Below are 22,010 nucleotides of genomic sequence, written 5' to 3'. Positions count from 1 at the left end.
TCGACTATCAGCACGAACAGATGCCGCCAGGGAGTTTAATGATGAACATTGCAGGCTTAGGTCAAATCGCCACTCAGGGAACCGGTCCCCGCAACCTGAGTGAAGTCACAGTGGCCGACAAAGACGCAGCCAAGGAAAGCGCTGCCACAAGTTCGGACAGCCAGGATAAAGTGAATATCTCTTCTGCCGGTCGCAAGGCGCTGGCGGATGATATAGGTGGTCAGCTGTATAGGAACAATTCGGAGCAAACCTCAGAAGCGCAGAAAGCCGCCGAGGAAGATACCTCGGATATGTCTGAAATTGACAAGAAGATTAAAGAGCTGCAGGACAAGCTCAAAGAGTTGCAGCAGCAGCTACAGCAACTGAATGGTGATGATTCTGAAGCGGCCGAGATAGAGCGTAAGTTGCTGCAGGATCAGATTGCCGCCGTCAGTGGTCAGTTGGTCGCCCTGCTCAACGAGAAAGCCCGCCAGGACAAGAACGCCGCCACTGAGGGCTGATGCGGCTCAGATGGGCATGCTGAACACCAGGCGCCAGATCTCCAGCCCGTCACCACTACGGTAACTGATTCCCAATCTGTCTATGCCAAGCACTGGCTTGGCAAGGGCCAGGGTGGCCCCCAGCTCAACACTGCCGGACACCAAGGTATCCTGGTTGAGATCGCCGGCAAACTGTAACTGGTCAAAATACCAATAACCCAAAGCAAACACCCTGGGCTGCATCTGTAACCCCTGCCAGGACCAGTGATAAGGCAAGCCGATATCCACTCCGGTTTGCAATACGGAAAAGCTCTGGCTGATGCTGAACGCCCGTTCACTGTAGGCGGCAAATTTCAGTCGGGTCACCCACAGAGAATCTGCCTGCCACAGCTCAAAATGACGTAAGCCACTGATGCCGGCTGCCATGATGGCGACATTACCGCCTTGGTCGAAATTACTGCCAAAACCGAGATCGCCATAGGCCTCCATGCGCCAGTTTTCATCCAGACGCCAACGCTTTTCAAAGCCTGGGGTCACGGTCAGGGTACCAACACTGGAAGGCAATTCGAACTCACCGGCATCTTCAAGGCTATAGTTGAAAAAGCCTACAGAGATGGGCAGGCGCAGCAAGAACTCCGAGTCCTCACTCTGCTCCAGCGTAAAGTCCAGCGGTAAGCTGATGACGGTAGCATCCTGTTCGGACGCGCGATAGACCCCGCTGCCCAGATAGCTGCCAAAAGCATAGTGGGAGTTGTCCGGCGGCCGGGCGTGGCCGGGGGACTCTTGGGCAAGGATTGGGGCTGCAAGCAGCAAAAGCCCCAGGGAAGACACACTCAATAAACCAACTTGGGTTGATGCTTTCCCCGGTGACTTCATCTTTGCCGACTCAGTCCTGATGACCTTCGGTGAAATGATACTCAGACATCATATGGCCAAGCTCAGTAGACTTGGTCTTGAGGTAGGCTTCGTTGTAACGGTTTTTGCCCACCTGCAGCGGCACCCGCTCGACAACTTCCATGCCGACATCTTTCATCGCCTGCACCTTGCGCGGATTATTGGTCATCAACCTAACCTTGTGAACGCCAATTTTTTCCAGCATGGGCGCAATCATATCGTACTTGCGCATATCGGCCGGAAAGCCCAGACGCTCGTTGGCTTCCACTGTATTGGCGCCATCGTCCTGCAACTCGTAGGCTCGAATTTTGTTCAACAGCCCTATGCCACGACCTTCCTGACGCAGGTAGAGAATAAAGCCCTGACCGGCTTCGGCGACATTTTGCATCGCGGTCTGCAGTTGAAAGCCGCAGTCGCAGCGCAGGCTGAACAGGGCATCTCCGGTGAGACATTCCGAATGGATCCGTCCCAGCATGGGTTTATCGGCTTGGAGCTCACCAAAAGTCAGCGCCACGTGCTCTTTACCGGTTTCGGTATCCTCGAAACCATGCATGGCAAACACCCCCCAAGGGGTTGGCAATTTGGCGGTGGCGATAAATTTAATAGACATGAATTAACCTTAACGACTGCTCTCATTCCCTGAGACGGTTAACATCCCTCAAAATCAAGATAATAGTGAAGCGTGCTCAGTACTCAGGCCGGTCATTTTATGCGTTTTTACCACCGACCGGAATACCCAAGTAAATTCATTGGTTATTATCTGCTGTCACGGCGGCAGTTAAAATGCCTTGGGTGCAAACCCGGTAACGGCAGTAATACCCATTTCTCTGCCCAGCGCTGTCATGGGATGCACAACGACCAAACCCCGGACAGACTTCTTGAGTTTGCCCATGTCGGCCTGTTCGGCTTTGGTGAGTTCGCGGCTAAAAGGCAGATCGCGAATAGACTGTCCCTGCTTGCCAAGCTGCCGACTCTGCTGGCCCTTGATGGCTGCAATCCGCTTGTTGACGGCGGCGATTTCCCGCTGAAACTGGGCAATGATAGGACCATCGCCACGTTGCTCTGCGGCGGCCAATTTACGGCGATACTGATCCAGCTTATCGTTGAGCTGTTGCAGCTCCTGCTTCAAATTCATTCTGTTACCTTACAAAATCCCGGCACCCTGAGAATGGACGGCCTGGTTGCCGTAAATGTGCCGGACAGAAGTATAACAGCAACTCAAGCCCAGGTGACGGGGTTTTTTAGCAGGGAAAAGCAATTGTGTTAACCAGTTTTCACTTTTGTACTTACTGAGGGTCGTTGAGCAGATGTATCACCTGGTTGGCCGAACCACGAAACTTCAGCGACGGATCCGCTTGCTCCTGCACGAATTTGCCATCCACCAACACATGAATAAGCCCGAGCAATTCCCGCTGCGCCGGACTGAGTTCATCGAGACGATAACCAGTCCAGAGCCAGACATCCTTTCCAGGGCATTCGTCCCGCACCCGCAGCAGTAAGGCCTTGATGGCGTCAAGATTGCCCGGAAACAGTGGGTCACCACCTGAAAGTGACAGGCCCCTTCTCGGGATCCGGCTGTCATTGAGATCGGCAATGATCCTGTCAGACATCGCCTGGTCGAAAGGATGCCCGGAGCGGGGATCCCAGGTTGACTGGTTATAACAACCCCGGCACTGATGTTCACAACCGGAGACAAACAGGGTTACCCGGGTGCCCGGTCCATTGACCACATCCACGGGGTAATACTGATGATAGTTCATAGCTATATCCACAAGGCGCCCCGAGGGGCGCCTATAAAACAGTTTGTCGTTAAAGGTGCTTAACCCGACGTTTGACCTCTTCCTGCTTGCCATGGTTGAAGGGTCTGGCATCCGGGCTGCCGAGATAACCGCAAACCCTGCGGGTCACAGACACCCGACTGGGCTCATGGTTGCCACACTTGGGGCAGGTAAAGCCCTTGCTGGTACAGATAAACTCACCGGTAAAGCCACAGTCGTAACACTCATCTATTGGTGTGTTGGTTCCATAGTAAGGCACCCGGCTGTAGCTGTAGTCCCAGACATTCTCCAGCGCTTCTAGGTTGTGCTGCATATTCGGGTATTCGCCGTAGCAGATGAAACCACCATTGGCGAGCTCGGGATACGGCTGTTCGAAGTCGAGTTTGTCGTAAGGGTTCACCTTCTTCTCCACATCCAGGTGGAAGCTGTTGGTGTAATAGCCCTTGTCGGTAACACCATCAACCAGGCCAAAGCTCTTGGCATCCAGCTTGGCAAAACGGCTGCACAGGCTCTCGCTCGGTGTACTGTAGAGGCTGAAACCATAACCGGTTTCCTCTTTCCAGCGCACTGTAGCCGCCTTGAGGTGAGCCACTATGGCAACCGCTTTCTGCCTCAATGTTTCATCGTCAAACACATGGGTGTCTGTACCATAAAGCGCATTGATTGTCTCATGCAGGCCTATATAGCCCAGAGAGATGGAAGCTCGGCCGTTTTTGAAGATTTCGGCAATATTGTCATCACCGCGCAGGCGCACTCCGCAAGCCCCTTCCATATAGAGAATGGGCGCCACTCTGGCCTTGACGTTGGCAAGGCGTTCGATGCGGGTATCCAGCGCCTTGCGGGCCATCTCCAGCCTTAGATCCAAAATGCGATAAAACTCGGCTTCATCACCCTTGGCTTCCAGCGCCACCCTCGGCAAGTTCAGGCTGACTACGCCTAAGTTGTTGCGACCTTCATGCAGCAGCTCGCCGTTTTCCTCATAGGTGCCAAGGAAACTGCGACAACCCATAGGAGTCTTGAATGAGCCAGTAACCTTGACCACCTGCTCATAGTTGAGAATATCCGGATACATGCGGATGCTGGCACACTCGAGCGCCAACTGCTTGATGTCGTAGTTGCAGTCGCCGGCCTTATGGTTGATACCATCACGAATGGCAAACACCAACTTGGGGAAAACCGCTGTCTTGCGGTTCTTGCCAAGGCCTTCCATGCGGATCCGCAAAATAGACTCTTGGATCAGCCTCGACTCCCAGCTGGTACCCAAACCGAAACCGAAGGTAACAAAAGGCGTCTGACCATTGGCGGTATGCAGGGTATTGACCTCATATTCCAGCGACTGGAAGGCGTCGTGACACTCTTTCTTGGTCTGCTCTGTGGCAAACGCCTTGGCATCGGTAATCCCCCACTTGAGCGCCGTTTGATAATGCTTGTCGTAGCTCTTGGCCACAAAAGGGGCCAACACTTCATCTATGCGGTTGATTGTGGTGCCGCCATAAATATGGCTGGCGACCTGGGCGATGATCTGCGCGGTAACTGCGGTCGCAGTCGAGATGGATTTTGGTGTCTCAATCTCGGCATTGCCCATCTTAAACCCTTGGGTCAACATGCCACCGAGATCGATCAGCATACAGTTGAACATAGGGAAGAAAGGCGAATAGTCGAGATCGTGATAGTGGATCTCACCGGCCTCATGGGCGGCAACCACATCCTTGGGCAGGATATGATGTTTGGCATAGTGTTTGGCGACAATACCGGCCAGGAGATCCCTCTGGGTGGGGATCACCTTGGAGTCTTTATTGGCATTTTCGTTGAGCAGGGTCGCGTTGCTCTGCTCGACCAGGCCGCGGATCTCCAGATTCAGTCGGCTGCTGGATTCACGGCAGATATCTCTGTCGTGACGATATTCGATGTAGCTACGGGCCACTTGCTTGTACGGCCCTTCCATCAACAGGTTTTCGACCCTGTCCTGCAACTCCTGGATATTGACCTCAGCCTTGTCGGTTACCGCCTGGGTGACCAGCACTGCGACTGTGGCCGCATAGTCCACATCTTCTATACCGCAGTGGCTAGAGGCTGCCAGCACCGCATCCCTTATCCTTGTTTCGTCGAACTGAGTACGGCACCCGTCCCGCTTAATCACTACCGGCATTTCTCTAATCTCCATGTTGTTTATTTAACACCATATATAGTGGTGTTTTATTAACCAAGCACAATATGTAGAGAATTAAGCGACAAATCGCTCTTCAATACCATGATCTGGATCATGGTATTGAAGAGGATGAACAACACTATGGGATTAGTGCCGACGAGCACAACTTGTGGAGATTTTTCCCTTGACCGAGACCCAAACGGCCGCTAGTCAGTACCTCTTTGCCAAGGCCAGATAACTATTGATTTGCCCACTGCCCTGCTGCTGGCTGCCTATGGCTGCTGCGGTGCGCATCAGAGCGCTGACACCACTGAGCCGGGATAACAGTTGAGGATCTTGCTGTGCGGAATCGGCCTTGGCCGCTAGCTTGTTGCTGTTGTTCTCTGCGCTCTCGGCAGTTTGGTTTTCTCCATTGAGCACGGCGTCCAACTGAGCTGCCACCTTGTTGGCCGCCAAAGAGCTCGATGGGGTATACATCATCCCCATATTGCCCATCAGGCTGTCCGCCCCCTTGAGTGCGTTGAGCAAAGGGCTTTGACTGGCCTGTTGTCTGAGCAAACCAATCTGGCCTTGAATAAACTCCTTGAGGCTGGCGTTATCCTTGGTATCAACTCCCATCAGGCCGCTGCCCTGCAATCTGGCCATCTGGCTTTCAGACAACAGCCCTTCGTCGCCTAGGCGCGCCAGAAGCTTGGGTAAATCGGCACTGCTGAACTGGCCTGAGCCGAAAAATTCCTTGGCCAACTCCTGCACCCGCGCGGCTCTTTTACCATCGTTGGAGAGGGATATGCTGTCCTGCCCTATGTTTGCCGATGCAGAGCCCTGGCTCCTGCTGTCATTGACAGTTTCAGTGTCGACAACCGAAAGGCCGCTGCCGCTGGTAAGACGATTGTTGACGCCATAGGCATCGACCCCGGACAATCTGGGATCCACAGAGGAATGGATAGGCTGCATGTCAGTTTTCCGTCATATCGACGCCCAAGCGGTTGTTTTTAAGACAAGATTGTCATAAAAATTGTCAAAAAATCGCCCTTGAAGCGCCTTGATGCTGATGATGTGCTGACTATGCAGGAAGTGTGCCCATACCAAGCACTAACAAAAAAGCGCCTGTTTCAGAGACGCCCCAACGCCGCATCAATCAGATGCGAGGCCTGCTGCACCGCCTTCTCACCGGCGGCAATGGCTTCACTGGCACGGTGAAACTCCATAGTGCCTATGTCAGACACCTTGGGCACGATACAGATATCCGGTGGATCCCCCATCAAGCGCGCGCGCTTGTGGCGCTGCTCCAGAATATCCATCGACTGTGACATCACAGCCAACATGCCGGGTTCAGCCTTATTGCCGAGGGAGAACTTGTCGGTCAGGCCGGAAATATAATCCTTGCCCTTGGCCAACAGATCCATAAAACCGTTCTCGGAGGAATGCCCCACCACTTTGTTCTGTAATGAGTGCTCTTCACTATTGAGTGCCACCGGCAGTACCTGCAACTGTTCGCGCCTGTGACCATGCAGATCGACACCTATCACCAAACTGGCACCCATGGCTCTGGCCACAGACACGGGAATGGGATTCACCACTGCGCCATCCACCAACCAACGATGGCCCTGACGCACCGGCGACATGATCCCCGGCATGGAGCAGGAAGCCCTGACGGCCTGGCGCAAGTCGCCCTGACGGAACCAGATCTCCTGCCCTGAGTAGAGGTCGGTCGACACCGCTGTAAAGGGATATTTGAGCTCCTCAATCAAGAGATCGCCGATGCGGTCCTGAATGGCATTGAACACCTTGTCACCACTGATGAGTCCGCCCCGGCCCCAACTGATATCCATCAATCCCAACACGTCCCAACTGGAAAAACTGCGCACCCAGTCTTCCAGCTCTTCGAGACGCTCATTGGCATAGGCAGCACCGACCAGGGCACCTATGGATGAACCGGCCACCTTGGCCGGATGCACCCCCATGGCTGCCAGACCTTTGAGTACTCCTATGTGGGCCCATCCTTTGGCGGCGCCACTTCCGAGGGCAATACCGATACAAGGGTTATGACTTTGCGCCATCCTCTCTCCTTAAAAACTCCAAGCTATGCCATTCAGCCAAAGCAGCATACACCCGAAGCCTGAGCGGCTCCAGATTTTATCCGGCAGGCTTTCAGCCATGAGCTTGCGACCTTTTTAAGCAAAAGTCGCCGCTGTTTCGACACTCCTTTGACTAAATACATGCCCAGCGCCACAAAAGCCGTTATAATATGCGGTCGTTTTTATTGAGGAGTTTACCTTTGCATTTTTCCGATTTTTCGCTGGATCAGCGTCTGCTGCAAACCCTTAAGCATATGGGTATCGACGAGCCTACCGAAATTCAGCGTGAAGCGATTCCCGTAGCACTGGCCGGGAAAGACCTGATGGCCTCATCCAAGACGGGCTCGGGAAAGACCTTGGCCTTTTTGCTGCCGGCAATGCAAAGGGTGATCTCCACCAAGGCGCTCAGCAAGCGCGATCCCAGGGTACTGATACTCCTGCCGACCCGTGAGCTGGCCAACCAGGTCTACGCCCAGCTGCGTCTGTTGGTTGCCAATACCCAATATCGAGCCATCAGTGTGCTTGGCGGGGAAAACTTCAACGATCAGGCCAAGGCGCTGGCGCGGGATCCACACTTTATCGTCGCCACCCCGGGACGGATTGCCGATCACCTGTCACAACGCCATCTGTATCTGGAAGGGCTGGAACTGCTTATTCTTGACGAAGCCGACCGCATGCTGGATCTCGGCTTTGCCCCGCAACTCAAGGCAATCAACGACGCTGCCAACCATAGACGGCGTCAAACACTGATGTTCTCGGCCACTCTGGAACATGAAGAGGTCAATGACATCGCCGCCACCTTGCTCAATGATCCACTGCACGTAGCCATTGGCGCCGCCAATGCCGAGCATCAGGACATACACCAGCGTATTTTCCTCTGTGACCATCTGGATCATAAAGAGGCGCTGCTGACTGAGCTGCTAAAGCGCGAGCAACAGCGCCAGGTGATCATCTTCACCGCCACCCGCCAGGATACCGACAGATTAGCCGAGAAGCTCAAGCAAGAAGGCTACAGCGCCGTGGCGCTCAGTGGTGAACTGCGCCAAAGCGCCCGCAACCAGATAATGGATCAGTTCAGCCGTGGCCAGCAGCAAATTCTGGTGACAACCGACGTCGCCTCCCGCGGTCTGGATCTGGTGAATGTGTCCTTGGTGGTCAACTTCGACATGCCCAAATTCGCCGAAGAATATGTCCACCGTATCGGCCGTACCGGCCGCGCCGGTGCCAAGGGCGACGCCCTGTCTCTGGTGGGTCCCAAGGACTGGTTCAACTTCAAGAAGCTGCAGAACTTTCTCGGTCGCCGCTTCGAGCTCAGTACCCTTGAGGGGCTAGAACCCAAATTCAGTGGCCTGGCCGATCCCAAGCGTCAGAGCAGCAAACCCAAGAACGCCAAGGCCGGCAAGCCCAAGGGCCGCAGCAAGACAGCGGCTAAACCGGGCAAGACCAAGTCCGGCAGAGACAAGCGCTTTATTACCGGGGTGGATGTGGGCGATGCCCCTATGAGGCGTAAACCCGCTCCAGTAGATAACGGCGATGAAAGCGGCTCAGAGTCATAAGATTAACATTAGCCGCCGGTGCGGCACATGATGAACCACAAGGAATACCATGAAAGTTTGTGCTGTTGAATTAAAAGGCGGCGAAGCCGTCATCTGTTTGCTGAGCGCCCAGGGTGACGTATTCAACGTCCCCGATTGCCGCCGTCACTCATTTACCTTGAGCAACCCTGCCAGCCAGGAGGCGATTAGGGAGTTCCAATTCGCCTTCAATAAGTTGATGGAAGACTATCAGGTCGAACACATAGTGATTATCGAGCGCGAATACAAGGGTAAGTTGGCCGGCAGCTCTGCCAGTTTCAAGTTCGAGGCAGCCATTCAACTGGGTAAGTTGCCGGTAACAATGCTGACACCTCAAAGCATTAAAGAGCAGCTGAAACGCAATCCACCGCAAGTGGACTTCAGCGGCCTGGAGCTGAAAAAGTTCCAGCAAAACGCCTTTGACGCCGCGTACGCCTTCCAGCAGATGCGGATCTACAAAAAGGTCTGAGCCCTTGAGCGGTTTTGATTATCTGGCCCATTACAGCGACGAGATAAAGCAGCAGGTTCAGCAGCTCAGCCAAGCGGGCAAGCTGGGAGAATACCTGCGAAAACGCCATCCTGAGTTGCACCAGATCCGCAGTGATAAAGCGCTTTGGGACTATACCCAGGCGCTGAAGCAAACTTATCTACGTCAATCAAACCCGCTTGCCAAAGTGTGTTTCGACGACAAGATCAGCCTCAGCCATCAGGCGCTGGGGCTGCATACCTACGCCGCCCGTAAGCAAGGACATAAACTCAAGAGCAAGAACGAAATCCGTATCTCCTCCCGCCTGAAACGGGCACCCGAAGCCTTTTTGCGAATGTTGGTGGTGCATGAGTTGGCGCACTTGAGGGAGAAAGAGCACAACAAGGCCTTCTACAAACTGTGCACCTATATGGAGCCTGACTACCATCAGTTGGAGTTTGAGCTCAGGATCTACCTCAGCTTGCTGGATGCCAACCAAGACCCCTACCCAATGTAAATGTTAGAGCTGCATTCAAAAAGCCACTTGGTTATAAAAGAGCGGCTCCTGGGCTTCCTGTAATATATCCAGCTACTATCCAGCCGTTATTCGCAGCGGTTTCCGCCAAGACCTGCCCTCAAATAGCCCAAGCGTTATAAACTCAACCGCATATTGACTGATAATGGTTTTCATTTAAAATCAGCTTTAGTTTTTGGTATCTCCCTTTAAAACAGCCTTTCCAAAAGTTATCGTCAGTGCCCTTCTGACAGCTTCTTTTGACCGGCCTTGGCACAGATGAAGATACCGGCTAGATGTGGAGTGGTTTATGCCCAAGATAAGCAAGCATGTTTCCAAGATATGCCATAAACAGGCCAATAAAGCGCTGAAAAAGACGCTGCCCGCACTTGGCAAATCCAGCCGCAAACGCCTTGGCAAAGACTTGGTTAGCGCATTAGAGCAGCAACTGCCCACAGAACTCTCCCGGCAAAAGAAACTCAAGAAGCCACAAAAAAAACTGCTCAAGGCGGAACTGAAAAACCGTGCCGGCAGTTGGATTGCCGCCAATCAACCTTCTCTTGGGCAGCTTCACAGTCTAAAACCCCAGACCGGCAGCATGAGCTTTGCGCTGCGACCCTTTAAGAAATCCCCCTGTGGCGGCTGCCCGGCACTCAAGGGCAAACTGTGCCGCTGCGCCCTTAAGTATCAGCAGCGGCTACAGCAGGCAGGCTAACGCCCGCCTTCAGCCTCAAGAACCGTCCCGGCCTGCAGGGTTCACTGTCAGTCGTCGCTGATCAGATCGTCAAAACGTTTGTAGCCATGCAGGGAATCAAAGTCTTTCTCCTCCTTGGCCGCCTCACTGAGTGAGGCACTGAAGCCCACTGCCAATTCCAGATCGGAAATCGCCTGCTCTTCCGAACCCATGCGGGTAAAGGCGCAGGCCCGCTGATAAAGTGCATTGGCGTTCTCGGGATCCACTTCCAACACCCGGTTACAGATGCTCAAGGCCCAGTGATACTCGCCCATTTCCATGGCAGCATCGGCCTTGTAGGTTAAGGCCTCGAGATCGCCCGGACGTATTTTGAGGATATCGTTGTAGATCTCGATTCGCTGCTCCGGCGTCTGCGAATGTTGAGCACGGATCCACAGGTTGTGTATCTCGTTGATCCGTTCAATTTCCTTGTTGTTTTCAGTAATGATCCGGCTCTTGCGTTTCAGCTCACGTTCCATTTCCTGAAACTTTTTCTCATACTGGGCAGCAATCGCCTCCAGCTTCTCGTTGGCCATCTCCTGGGTCTTGTCGCGAATATCCTTGAGTGACTGCCAACCTACCAGAGCAATCAGTGACACCGCGGCAGCGATAAGATAGAAGAAGTAGGTCACAGTCACATTGGCATAGTTCATCGACTTGTCGGCCACCGCCAACTCTCGGTCGGTAATATCGACCGTGACCCGTTTTTCCAGCGACTGCATGTCTTGCCGTATCGACTTGAGCTCATCGAGCACATAGCGCTCCATCAAGGGCTTGTCGTAAATACTCTGCTCAGAATAGGGTTTTGGCGGCTCTTCGGCCGCCGTAACCGGCAACGCCAGGCTCATTAACACTAATACCAGTGCATGCCATAACTTCATTTTTCCTCCTGTTGCACTCAGGTTTTCTCCACACCCTAACAAATGGGCCTGGATGGGTAAAATTTGCTTATAAAAAAAGCCAGCGCCGTTGAGCGCTGGCTACTGCAAAACCAATAAGCGGATTTAACCGAGATCCATCATCATCTTGCGGGTACTGACCAATTGGCTGAACTCACGCATCTGCTCTTTGGAGAGTTGGCTGGCCATGGGGATATCCGCCTTCATTGGGTTGACCGGCCGACCATTAACATGAAATTCATAATGCAGATGCGGCCCGGTCGAGCGCCCGGTATTACCGGAAAGCGCAATAACCTGGCCACGGCTGACTCTCTGCCCCTTGTGCACCAAAGGTTTGGACAAGTGCAGATACCGGGTACGGTATTTGTTGCCGTGCTCTATCACTATATATTTACCGGCGAATCTGTGATTGGTTACCAGGGTCACCACACCGTCGCCCGGCGCCACGACCTTGGTGCCTATCGGCACGGCAAAGTCGGTGCCGTTATGGGGTGAAACCCGCCCTGTGACCGGGTGACGGCGATTGGGGTTGAATGATGAGCTGATACGGTAACGTTTCTCCAGCGGGATCCGCTGAAATGCCCGCGCCAGGCTCTGACCTTTCTCATCATAGAAGTTGCCATCTGTGCTCTGAAAGGCGGTGATTTCATTGCGACCGTTTTGAATGCGTAATCCCAGCACCTGACTGACACCGGTCGACTCCCCTTCTATGTACTGATCATTCATCAGCACTGAAAAGTGGTCACCGGCACGCAGATCCCGGGCAAAATTGAGCTTTTCCTTCAGCAGACTCTCAATTTTTTGAATTTCGGCGGCGCTCAGGCCGACCCGCTGCGCCGAACGATAGAAAGACCCCTGGATTTCACCGCTGACAATCCGGTTTTGCCAGAAACCTTCGATGTTGATCTCTTCCACCCCATAGCCACCATCGTCGAAGCGCTTGAACAGCACCTGATGTGCGGCGTTGAAGTAGAGTTCCAGCTGGGTAAGATTGCCCTGCTCATCGAGCCAGAAACGGATCCTGTTACCCGGTTGCAGGGTATCGAGTGCCAAGATATCCAAATCGGCTTCCAACACCTTGTACATGGTTTGCTGGCCGACACCTGCCTTTTGGAACAATACGCTGAGGGTGTCACCACTTTGGATAACACGTTCAAAATCCGGGCCGGCGACTTCAACAACCGAAGGCTCAGTGCCGACTTGAGGCAGCAGAGCTTCCATATCCAGATGCAAGGGAATACGTTGTGGGGTGACTTCGTGAGCTCCAGGCCAAAGCAGTACCGCACCCACCAACAAACCTGAGCTGAGCAGCAGCTTCTTGTGAAAAGCGGGTAAGGCCTGCAAACGCATAGGGATCATACTCAACCAGGATATTCTATCTGTCTGCAACTGTTGCCTCACCGAGTTCAAACTGAAAAACCAATAGCTGGATCCCCTGTTTTCAAGGGGCCAGCTGCAAACTTATATCAAAAAAAGTCCCTGAGACAAGTATTATTCGCCAAAACCCCATGATTACTGGGTGAATTTCGGAATTGACCGACAAAATTGCCCCATTTGCATCAAACTGTAACCAGGCGAATGCTGCTGCCCAGTGCATGCTTGTTGATATCAATACGGCAGCTTATCTGCTCTTTCATCTCTGATACATGGGAGATAACCCCTATCATGCGGCCACTGGATTGCAGATCCATCAGGGTGCGAACCGCCAGCTCCAGTGAGTCCTGATCCAAACTGCCAAAACCTTCATCGATAAACAGGGTATCGAGCTTGATACCACCGGCATAAGCCTGCACCACATCAGAGAGCCCCAGCGCCAGCGACAAGGCCGCCATAAAGCTCTCACCACCGCTGAGTGTGGCCACCGGACGCACCTTGGAGCTGTATGCATCTTCCACCTCAAGCTCCAGACCAGAGGCCTTATTGCCCTTGGCCCTGTCCTCTTTACGTAGCAAGCGGTAGCGGCCTTTGCTCATCAGCACCAAACGGCGACTGGCTTCGAGCAGCACATCATCGAGCAAGACACTGAGCACAAAGCGCTGCAGACTCACCTTGCTATGGCTGTTGCCATTGGCCACATCACTCAGTGTGCCGATAAGGGCGTATTCCTGCTCCAGCGCCTGAGCGGCTAGCGCTTCTTTATTGAGCTGGGCTTCTGTGCCTTTAAGGCTTTGCATTCGGTTGTTGAGCGTCTGCCAGGCATCCTCCGCCTCGGCGAGTTGCTGCTGCTGTTGCTGCCAGAGGCTTTCAAGCTGCCCAAGCTCAGGCAGGCTTTGTCCGGCGAGCCGCTCATCCATGGCTTTGAGCAGCGCCTGCTGCTCCGAGCGCTGAGTGCGCCAGGCCTCTATCTTCTCAGCCAATGCCTGCATCTGCGCTTCATCCAGCTGCGCCTGTTCCAACGCCTGACGGCCGGCAAATCCAGATTGTTTCAGGGCATCATCAAGCGTTTGTTGTGCTTTGATGGCAAACTGCTCGGCCCGGGCGTTGTCTTCACGGCTCGATGCCAATGCCTGCATCAGTGCCTTATGCTGGCTGACGGCCTCGGTATACTGTTGATTGATATCTTGTTGTTGCTGTTTGAGCTGTTGCCACTCACTCTGCTTTTGCTCAAGTTGCCGCGCCATCAGTTCAAGCGCCGCCTCGGCTGCCAAAGAATGATATTCATTGGGCAGAGCAGCAAGCGCCGCGTCTTTACGGGCACCCGCAAGACTCAACTGCTCTCTTAGCTGCTGCAACTGTTGTAATTGAGTCTCTCTGTGTTTGAGTCGCTGCTCCACTTGCTGCTCGGCCTGCTGCAATTGTTGCCTGCAGTTATTGAGGCGGGTTTGAGCAGCTTCGGCCTGTTGCAATTCATTGAGTAGCTGCCTGCGCCGGGACACAAGCCTGTCTATTTCCATAGTGAGATCGGCTTTGGCATAAGAGTCGGCATCCATTGCCGCATCAATCGTAGCATCAGTCTTAACATCAGCCATAACATCTGCTGCAGCACAGGCCTGTAGCTCAGCGCTCAAGCGCTGCAGTTCGAGCTGCAACTCCTCGGTTTGCCGCTTGATATTGCGATAATCGCTGCGGGCCGCCTCATGCCTTGCCGTGGCTTGCTGCTCGGCGTCTCTCGCTCGGTTGAGCTCGGTTTCACCCGGAATATCCTGCGCCATTTCGGCCGGTGCCGGATGTTCCAAGCCGCCGCATACAGGGCAAGGTTGCCCAGGCTGCAGCTTAGCCGCCAGAATAGCCGCCTGCCCTGTATGCCAGGCCAGTTGCAACCTTTGATGTTCCGTTTCGGCGCTCTGTCTTTCGGCCTTGCATTGATGACCATGGGCCTCGGCCTGCTGCAGGCCAGCTTGGGCTTGCTGCCATTTTTGCTTAATGTGCCCGAGCTGCTCCGTCTTCTCCAGGCGAGTGTTCAACGCCGCCAGTGCCTGATGCAACGGCCCTTGGCGCTCGGCGCTTGAGAATAGTTCGTTCGCCTCTGACTTGAGTCTTTGCTGTTGCTGCTGCCATTGTTCCAGCTCAGTGCGGCTCTGCTGCTCTGCCCGCTCAAGACGCCCAAGCTCCACTAGGCCAAGCTCATGCTCCTCGGTCAGTTGCTTGAGCTCGTTAATGGCCGGCTGCAGCTTGTCGAGTTGTTCAAGCTCCCGTCGCAGCTTATTAGCGTGCTCATCCAACTCGGCGAGTGTAGCTTTATCATCTGTAGCCTGTTTCAGACGCAGCTCAGCGCTCTGCAACTGCTTGGCATAGTCAGCTTCCTTGGCTTTAGCCTGCTGCCACTCCTGCTGGCGAAACTGCAACTCTTTGAGGCTTGGCAGCAACTTTTCAGCCTTGCGGGCATTCTCCAATGTCTGCTGATGCAGCTCGATTTCAGCGCGCCGCTCCTCAAGCGCATTAAGCTGGGTTTGCAGCAGCTTGCGGCGCTCAAACTCGGCGGTTAACGCCTTGGCGTTATCGAGCGTCTTGGCACTCTGGGCCAAGGCATCGCTGGCTTTTTGTTTGTTACTTGTCGCTTCGGTCAAAGAGGGGGTCACAGCGGCAATTTCCGCGGTCAACTGCTCGAGACTCTCGACACCGGCAGTTTCCAAAATCCCGGCGCGGCGTGATTGCAAGTCTCTGGCCTTTGCCTTGATTTCCAGCGCCTGCTGTTTGAGGCGCTCTTCAATACGGCGGTAGATATGGGTTTGAAACAGCTGGCTGAAGATCTTTTCCCGCTCTTTGGAGTCCGCCAGCAAAAGCTCGCGGAACTTGCCCTGGGGCAGCACCATCACCTGGCGAAACTGATCCACATCCAGGCCGGTAAGCTCTTCAATGCAAGCGTTGGCATCCGTGACCTTACTGGCCACCAGCAACTCTTCGGTGCCATCGGGCAACAGCCGCTTGAGTTCCGCCTCGCTCTTTTGCAGGGTAAAACCATCACCGCGGCTTTTAGCTCTTTGCTGCTCGGGACAGCGGCGAATGCTGTAGCGTTTTTGCCCCAATTCAAAACTGAAATACACTTCGGTGAGCAGGCCGTCATCGGCATTATCGCAACGCATCTGGCTGCCTTCCCGCTCGTTACCTGTGGTTTTGCCGTACAGGGCAAAACAGATGGCATCCAGAATCGTGGTCTTGCCCGCCCCTGTGGGGCCATTGATCAGAAACAGCGGCTTGTCACCCAGCTCGGTAAAGTCGATGCGCTGACAATCGGCGAAGGGGCCGAAGGCGCGCATTTCCAAAATCAGCGGTCTCATTGTTCCTGCTCCCTGTGCAACTCTTCAATCAAACGGCTCATGGTCTGCTGCTGCGCCTCTGTCATGGCCTCACCCTGTACCTGACTGAAAAAATCGCTGAACATGTCGAGCTCGCCTTTTTTGATTCTGTCGCGGCCAATCTCCTGCCCCTGTTGCCGGGACATCAGGCCCGTGCGCTCCAGATGCAGCACATTGGGATAGACGCCGCGCAGCTTGCCCATGGGATCCAGCAGCGCCTGGGTATCGAGCAGGCGCACCATCAGGTAATCTTCCCGCCCCGGATCTTTTTCGCCCTGTTGCAGCAGTTCATCGAGCAGGCCTTCAATCACCCTCACATCCCGCCTGGGTTTTAGCGCTAGCAGGGTGATTTTGGGGGGATTACCTGCGCTCAGCTCCACCAGAGTCACGGATTTTTTCTGTTTGTGTTCACTGAAGGAATATTTCAGCGGCGAGCCCGAATAGCGCACGTGCTCGGCGCCCTTGTATTGCGGGCCATGAAGATGCCCGAGCGCCGCGTAGTCAAAGCCGCAAAAGAGTGCAGGGTCGATTTTATCGGCGCCGCCGATACTCAAGGGCCGCTCGGATTCAGACTCATTGCCGCCATCGAGGAAACAGTGGGCCACCACGACCTTGGGCAGGCCTTGGCTATCGTGCGCCTGAACCTGCTCCAGCAAGCAGGCCATCGCCTGCTGGTGGCTGCTGGCATCCACCTCAAGCACATGCCGTACCTGCGCCGGCTCGGCATAGGGAATGGGATAGAAACAGGCATCGCCGTCACGGCCTTTGAGGATAAGCGGCTTAACTTGCGCTTGCAGCGGGCCGCTAATATAAAGGCCACTGGCGGCCATTTGCCGCGCCGCAAATCCGAGCCGCTCCTGACCGTCGTGATTGCCGGCTATCATGAGCACAGGAATTTGATGCTCATTGAGCAGGATATTGAGGAACTTATCCAGCAGGGCAACCGCGCTGGCAGGCGGGATCGAGCGGTCGTATATGTCACCGGCAACCACCAGGGCATCAACCTGATGCTCAGCGGCAAGCGCCACTATCTGCTCAAGCATATGAGCTTGCTCATCCAGTAGCGACTCGTTGTGCAGTTGCCGACCGATATGCCAGTCCGAGGTATGGATAAATTTCATTGGGCGCTAAGATTGCAGGCGGATACGTGAGCCTTATGGTATGCAAAATCAATGCAAGAGTATATGCGCCGGCCGAGGTTCTACGGCCGAGTGCTTACCACTCAGCCGTCTGTCTTATTTGGGCTTAAAAACTCCACTGATATTGATCGGCCAGCAGCTTGAGGCTCATGACCAGCGACATGACCACCACCAGCGGCTTGATGATCTTGCTGCCCTTGGTGATCACCAGACGTGAGCCCAGAGTCGCCCCTGCTGCCTGCCCTGCCAGCATCACCAATCCCAGCAGCCACACCACCTTGCCGCCGAGGGCAAAAAAGATGAGCGAAGCAATATTGGTGGAAAAATTCAGTACCTTGGCATGAGCCGTCGCCTTGGCCAGGCCGAAACCCGCCAGAGACACAAACGCCAGGGCAAAGAAGCTGCCGGTGCCCGGGCCGAAAAAGCCATCATACAGACCCACCCCGAGTGCGGCGGTAAGGGCAAATACCCCCGGGGTCAGAACCCTGGCACGGTCATCTTCAGTAATTTTCTTTGAAAACAGGAAGTAACAACCAATAGCCAGGATAAGAAACGGCAGCACCAACTCCAGCACACTGGCATCTATCAGCTGAACCAGAATCGTACCGACTGAGGCGCCGACAAAGGCGCAGCCAATTGCCAGTTTCATCTCCCCCAGCTTCACCATTCCCTTACGCACAAAGTAAAGACTGGCGAAGAAACTGCCACCACAGGCCTGTAGCTTGTTGGTGCCAAGCGCCGCCGCCGGAGGCAGTCCGGCCCACATAAGCGCCGGAATAGTCAACAGACCACCGCCACCGGCGATAGAGTCAATAAAGCCCGCCACCAGGGCGACAAAAAACAGAACCGTAGCCAATTGCAGAGTGAGTTCAAATGCCATTTTTTATGTTGTCGAGTACAGAGTTGAAGGATTGCTATTAGACGCAGTTTGCCCCCAAAAGGCAAAGGAGTTATTCTCGCCTATGTGTGAGATTTTCTCACATAAAAACAGCGGAGAAAATATGCTTCAGGAATTACCTCCTCTCAATGCCCTGCGTTCATTCGAGGCAGCGGCAAGGCTACAAAGCATCACCCTCGCGGCGCAGGAGTTGTATGTGACCCACGGTGCCATCAGCAAACAGGTGCGCCTACTTGAGAACTTCCTGGGGTTCAGCCTGTTTGTGCGTCAACACAGGCAACTGGCGCTCACAGATGAGGGGCGACAATACCTGCCGCAGGTGCAGGCAGCACTGCAGACCCTGGCCAATGCCACCGCCGAGCTGAAACGTCAAAGCCTCAAGGCGCAGACCCTGGCCATCAATGTGTTACCCAGCCTGACCATCAACTGGTTGATCCCGAGAATGGAGGAGTTCAAGTCACGCTTTCCACAGCTGTACGTGGATCTCACTATAGGCGACTTCGCTGTCGACTTTGCCAATGGTCGCTACGACATTGCCATTCGCTCCGCCACCAGCGAGCCTCAGGGGATGAATGTGATCAAACTGATGGATGAAGAGCTGTGCCTGGTATGCTCGCCGCTGCTGGCCCCTAAATTGAAACGGCCCGAGGACATCAACCAGGTGACGCTGCTGAAGCACACCACCCGTCCTGAGCTTTGGCCTTACTGGGCCAGGCAACTGGGGATAACATTGACCACAGAGCAGAAGTTTGGCGTCGAGCATTTCTATATGCTGAGTCAGGCCGCCGCCAGCGGCATGGGGGCGGCGCTGATCCCGCGTTTCTTTATCGAAGATCAGCTCAAGGCCGGCACTCTGGTGATCCCCTTTGACGCGCCCTTTGTCAGCCCCTACAGCTATTATCTGTTAACCCCCAAGTCCAGCAGCCTGCCACGTAAATCGGCACTATTTATCGATTGGCTGCTGTCTGAGTTTGCGCCCTACCGCTTGAAGCCAAACAGTGGCAAGTAGTCGGCATTGTCCGTCAGACTGACCTCAAAGCGCAGCACTTTGTGGCACATGGCAAACAAAGACTCTCCCAACCAACGGGGATCGAAGGCATCAAGAGCCCTGAGCATACCCGCAGGGCCTGCATCGCCCTTGAGCTCTATAGGGGTCAACACATCAATAAAACTGGCCACCAAACCATAGAGATCCCGTTCGGCATCCCCTTCAAGGGCCCAGAGATCCGGGTCAGCATATTGAGCAGCATAGTGTCTGGCCGCTATGTCCTGACCCAGGCCAAAGTTCAAAAGCACGGCGCTGTCGCCATTGCAAACAATATTCTTCGGGCAGATGGCACGATGGAAGATATCCAATCTGTGGAGATACTGCAGCGCCGTCAGCAACTGCCGAAACCAGTCTATCACCTGTTGCGGCGATTGGATCTCGGCGCAATCCAAAGCAACTCCCCGCTCCCAGGCCCTGGCAATGAAGACCCTGTCGCTGCCGCCAAGTTCGCCAAAGGCCAATACCCGCTCCACATTGGGGTGATAAATGCGGCTCAGGCTGCGGTATTGATGATTTAGACCGGGCCAGTCCTGCTGCAAAAAGCGGTAGACAGACAGCCCGACATCGAACTGTCCCTGAAGGTGAGTGGCGCGCCAGAGTTCACTGTGAGCTGCCTGATAGATAGCTTCTTCGAGGCGGAAGTGATGGTCGATAACGCTGCCCTCGGCTATCTCTGTATCACTATCCAGGCTGTCACAGACTCCGGTTTCGATAAGCGCGCTGAGGTCGGCTCTAAGCTCATCAAGATCCGCGCCCCGCCCTGCCGCGACTCGCTGGAACCAGAGATAGATACGTGGCTGATGAGTGGCCAGCGCCAGGGGCAAGAATCGCTCAGCATAGCGCCTGAGATCCTCGTCGATACTGATGTCATCACGGATATCGATAAACTCGACTTCGCCATCATCACCGATAAACAGGCAGTGCTCATCCCAGCCACCGACACAGATATTACGCCGATGAATTTGCGACAGACTGGTGGCCCCGCGGCGCAGTATCTCCAGCAGTTGATAGATGCTGAGCCGCTCGATTTCCAGCAGATGAATAGGCACACCTCTTGGCATGCGAATAGGCAACACCAACTGCTCGCCATCCTGAATAAGGGGCGCAGAGTAAGGCACGCCGCTGCAACCGGACAGTTTCTGTAACCGTTGAAACTCCCCCCGCAGCCGCTCTTCATGCTGTCTTGCTTCAGAAAGCTGCTCGAAATGGGTAGGGATCAGAATTTTCAGCAGCCAGGGCGCGGTCCAGCCGCCGGGATTGTACTCGGCCTGCCAGACTTCGAGGCCACTTTGCAGGAACAGGCATTTGAGCTTGATAAAATCCTGTATTTTATTGTTGCGCTGTTCCACCAGAGCCACCTGCCCCAGAGTGTCCAACACCGCCTCTTTCTGACGCTGATTGATCTGGTGCTTATGGGGAGCCGTCAGGCCCCACTCTTTGGTAAGCGCAGCGATGATCTGCCTTGGGGTATAGATGCTCAGGGCACCGTCCTGCTTCTCCAGCTCTATGGCTTCGCCCTTGTGACCTGTTACAAATACCATGCCTTGGCACCAGGGAGCATAGACACCGACCGGGATCTTATTCTTCAGCTTACCGGCCAAAACTCTGGCAACATAATTGGCCTTGGACAGGCTGTTGTCCACCTCGCGACCATCCAGCGACCAAGCGTGCAGACCGGCATTGAGTCGGCCGATATAGCCTTTGACATCGATGACATACACGCCCCACTCGCCGACCACCAGAGCATCCACCTCCATCGCTTGCCCGGACTGAGTCGGGATCTCAATATTGGTCAGCAGCAGATAATCTTTGGGTAACTCATCACCCAGCAGTTCAAAGGCCCAGCGCTCGGCGTCGTTGACCGGGGTTCCAAAACTGATGTGTTTGGCCATATCACTCTCCCTGAGATTGGCAATCCGTGAGTGCAGAATAAAAAGCCACCCAAATTTGGGTGGCTCAGGAAAAATTCACTTATCTTCAGTGGTGGCAGTGCTCATCGCACTCGTGGTCATCATCGGCAAACTCGTCATCGCCGTCCTGATGCTGCATCACGCCCCAGCCATCTGTCATACCATCAAACTCGGCGGCAAAGCTGTTCAGCTCGGTTTCGCGCGCCACCAAAGCCTGATACTCGGGCACCATATTGATGCAGACAATCAGCTCCCACTTTTCAATCTCTTCGTTGAACTGCAGCTCAACTTCGCCTGCCTGCTCGGATTGACTCAGGTCTTCCAATGCCGATTCAGCGTCGCGCTGATCATCAAACACCAGGAAAAAGTCCACATCCAAAGGCTTGCTCAAGTCGATACCCGACTCCTGCATTGCCTGCAGCATCTTGCCGTTGTCATCATCTGGAAATTGCATTCTGTTCCCCTTGCGCTTATTGCGCCGCCACTATTTTAACCGTTTCGCCGTTGAAGCTGACCAGATCGCCCGGCAGCAGTTTCTTGCGCTTGCGGGTTTCAACCTCGTTATTGACCAGCACCAGCCCTTCGGCAATTGCATGCTTGGCCTCGGCGCCGGCACTGGTCATGCCTTCTGCCTTCAGCACCTTATAAAGCTCAATATACTCATCGCCGCTATTGAGGGTGAATTCGCTCATTTTCTGTGTCACTGTGATCTTGC

At 54.4% G+C, this 22,010-nt stretch carries 21 protein-coding genes; 6 read left to right on the top strand and 15 right to left on the bottom strand.

Translation table 11 applies throughout. The annotated features are described in order from the left end of the window. Positions 1 to 38: 38 nt before the first annotated feature. Positions 39 to 500, top strand: a complete 462-nt coding sequence (locus HCX89_RS06410) for a hypothetical protein (RefSeq protein ID WP_025887169.1) — start codon at positions 39 to 41, stop codon at positions 498 to 500. Between the two features lie 6 nt (positions 501 to 506). Here HCX89_RS06410 and HCX89_RS06405 read toward each other — a convergent pair whose 3' ends face one another. From HCX89_RS06405 to rssA, 7 genes are all read right to left on the bottom strand, one after another. Continuing rightward, positions 507 to 1,310 (bottom strand): hypothetical protein, encoded by an 804-nt coding sequence (locus tag HCX89_RS06405; protein WP_313906138.1) that lies wholly within the window; start codon positions 1,308 to 1,310, stop codon positions 507 to 509. Positions 1,311 to 1,365: 55 nt separating this feature from the next. After that, positions 1,366 to 1,983: a GTP cyclohydrolase II gene (ribA, locus tag HCX89_RS06400; RefSeq protein WP_025011143.1), complete on the bottom strand. Its 618-nt coding sequence runs from the start codon at positions 1,981 to 1,983 to the stop codon at positions 1,366 to 1,368. A gap of 168 nt (positions 1,984 to 2,151) precedes the next feature. After that, a complete protein-coding gene (locus HCX89_RS06395) occupies positions 2,152 to 2,508 on the bottom strand; it encodes a YibL family ribosome-associated protein (protein WP_025011144.1) in 357 nt (118 codons plus the stop codon). A gap of 151 nt (positions 2,509 to 2,659) precedes the next feature. After that, positions 2,660 to 3,133: an anaerobic ribonucleoside-triphosphate reductase-activating protein gene (nrdG, locus tag HCX89_RS06390; protein ID WP_025011145.1), complete on the bottom strand. Its 474-nt coding sequence runs from the start codon at positions 3,131 to 3,133 to the stop codon at positions 2,660 to 2,662. 49 nt (positions 3,134 to 3,182) lie between these two features. Then, positions 3,183 to 5,300: an anaerobic ribonucleoside-triphosphate reductase gene (gene nrdD, locus HCX89_RS06385; protein WP_167715391.1), complete on the bottom strand. Its 2,118-nt coding sequence runs from the start codon at positions 5,298 to 5,300 to the stop codon at positions 3,183 to 3,185. A gap of 210 nt (positions 5,301 to 5,510) precedes the next feature. Continuing rightward, positions 5,511 to 6,254: a hypothetical protein gene (locus HCX89_RS06380; RefSeq protein ID WP_167715389.1), complete on the bottom strand. Its 744-nt coding sequence runs from the start codon at positions 6,252 to 6,254 to the stop codon at positions 5,511 to 5,513. Between the two features lie 158 nt (positions 6,255 to 6,412). After that, positions 6,413 to 7,360, bottom strand: a complete 948-nt coding sequence (rssA, locus tag HCX89_RS06375) for a patatin-like phospholipase RssA (RefSeq protein WP_044734731.1) — start codon at positions 7,358 to 7,360, stop codon at positions 6,413 to 6,415. Positions 7,361 to 7,578: 218 nt separating this feature from the next. Here rssA and HCX89_RS06370 point away from each other — a divergent pair, with 218 nt between their 5' ends. The 4 genes from HCX89_RS06370 (at position 7,579) to HCX89_RS06355 (ending at position 10,647) form a co-directional block, all read left to right on the top strand. Then, the gene (locus tag HCX89_RS06370; RefSeq protein WP_144132286.1) at positions 7,579 to 8,934 is read left to right on the top strand and encodes a DEAD/DEAH box helicase; all 1,356 of its coding nucleotides are present in this window, start codon (positions 7,579 to 7,581) and stop codon (positions 8,932 to 8,934) included. Positions 8,935 to 8,983: 49 nt separating this feature from the next. Beyond that, entirely contained in the window at positions 8,984 to 9,421 is a 438-nt protein-coding gene (locus HCX89_RS06365; protein WP_025887164.1) for a DUF3010 family protein, read from the top strand. 4 nt (positions 9,422 to 9,425) lie between these two features. Then, positions 9,426 to 9,935: a M48 family metallopeptidase gene (locus HCX89_RS06360; protein ID WP_144132287.1), complete on the top strand. Its 510-nt coding sequence runs from the start codon at positions 9,426 to 9,428 to the stop codon at positions 9,933 to 9,935. 307 nt (positions 9,936 to 10,242) lie between these two features. After that, positions 10,243 to 10,647 (top strand): hypothetical protein, encoded by a 405-nt coding sequence (locus tag HCX89_RS06355; RefSeq protein WP_028780776.1) that lies wholly within the window; start codon positions 10,243 to 10,245, stop codon positions 10,645 to 10,647. A gap of 47 nt (positions 10,648 to 10,694) precedes the next feature. On the opposite strand, the gene HCX89_RS06350 is transcribed toward HCX89_RS06355, so the two are convergent. The 5 genes from HCX89_RS06350 to HCX89_RS06330 all read right to left on the bottom strand — a co-directional run bounded on the left by HCX89_RS06350 (position 10,695) and on the right by HCX89_RS06330 (position 18,319). Next, on the bottom strand, positions 10,695 to 11,546 hold the full coding sequence (locus tag HCX89_RS06350; protein ID WP_144132288.1) for an alkyl sulfatase dimerization domain-containing protein: 852 nt from the start codon (positions 11,544 to 11,546) through the stop codon (positions 10,695 to 10,697). 123 nt (positions 11,547 to 11,669) lie between these two features. After that, complete coding sequence (locus tag HCX89_RS06345) at positions 11,670 to 12,914, bottom strand: peptidoglycan DD-metalloendopeptidase family protein (protein WP_167715442.1); 1,245 nt, start codon at positions 12,912 to 12,914, stop codon at positions 11,670 to 11,672. Between the two features lie 209 nt (positions 12,915 to 13,123). Beyond that, a complete protein-coding gene (locus HCX89_RS06340; RefSeq protein WP_167715387.1) occupies positions 13,124 to 16,282 on the bottom strand; it encodes an AAA family ATPase in 3,159 nt (1,052 codons plus the stop codon). After that, positions 16,279 to 17,421 (bottom strand): exonuclease SbcCD subunit D, encoded by a 1,143-nt coding sequence (locus HCX89_RS06335; protein ID WP_144132290.1) that lies wholly within the window; start codon positions 17,419 to 17,421, stop codon positions 16,279 to 16,281. The genes HCX89_RS06340 and HCX89_RS06335 overlap by 4 nt, the downstream gene beginning before the upstream one ends. Before the next feature lie 124 nt (positions 17,422 to 17,545). Then, positions 17,546 to 18,319, bottom strand: coding sequence for a TSUP family transporter (locus tag HCX89_RS06330; protein WP_144132292.1), 774 nt, complete (start codon positions 18,317 to 18,319; stop codon positions 17,546 to 17,548). Between the two features lie 121 nt (positions 18,320 to 18,440). Here HCX89_RS06330 and gcvA point away from each other — a divergent pair, with 121 nt between their 5' ends. After that, a complete protein-coding gene (gene gcvA, locus HCX89_RS06325) occupies positions 18,441 to 19,346 on the top strand; it encodes a transcriptional regulator GcvA (protein ID WP_167715385.1) in 906 nt (301 codons plus the stop codon). Here the strand turns inward: gcvA and HCX89_RS06320 are convergent. The 3 genes from HCX89_RS06320 to HCX89_RS06310 form a co-directional block, all read right to left on the bottom strand. Beyond that, complete coding sequence (locus tag HCX89_RS06320; protein WP_144224868.1) at positions 19,316 to 21,277, bottom strand: NERD domain-containing protein kinase family protein; 1,962 nt, start codon at positions 21,275 to 21,277, stop codon at positions 19,316 to 19,318. The two genes, gcvA and HCX89_RS06320, sit on opposite strands and share 31 nt — an antisense overlap. Positions 21,278 to 21,362: 85 nt before the next feature. Beyond that, positions 21,363 to 21,749 carry a ribonuclease E inhibitor RraB gene (locus tag HCX89_RS06315; RefSeq protein ID WP_025011246.1) on the bottom strand — a complete coding sequence of 129 codons (387 nt, stop codon included), beginning with the start codon at positions 21,747 to 21,749 and terminating at the stop codon, positions 21,363 to 21,365. A 16-nt stretch (positions 21,750 to 21,765) separates the two neighbouring features. Further along, positions 21,766 to 21,987 carry an RNA-binding S4 domain-containing protein gene (locus HCX89_RS06310; protein ID WP_037437279.1) on the bottom strand — a complete coding sequence of 74 codons (222 nt, stop codon included), beginning with the start codon at positions 21,985 to 21,987 and terminating at the stop codon, positions 21,766 to 21,768. Between the last annotated feature and the right edge of the window lie 23 nt (positions 21,988 to 22,010).

It is taken from the genome of Shewanella sp. Iso12, from assembly GCF_012030025.1.
GTDB classification, from domain to species: Bacteria; Pseudomonadota; Gammaproteobacteria; order Enterobacterales; family Shewanellaceae; genus Shewanella; species Shewanella algae.
The sequence above is the reverse complement of the archived record's forward strand: the minus strand, read 5'-3'. Positions and strand labels throughout refer to the sequence as shown.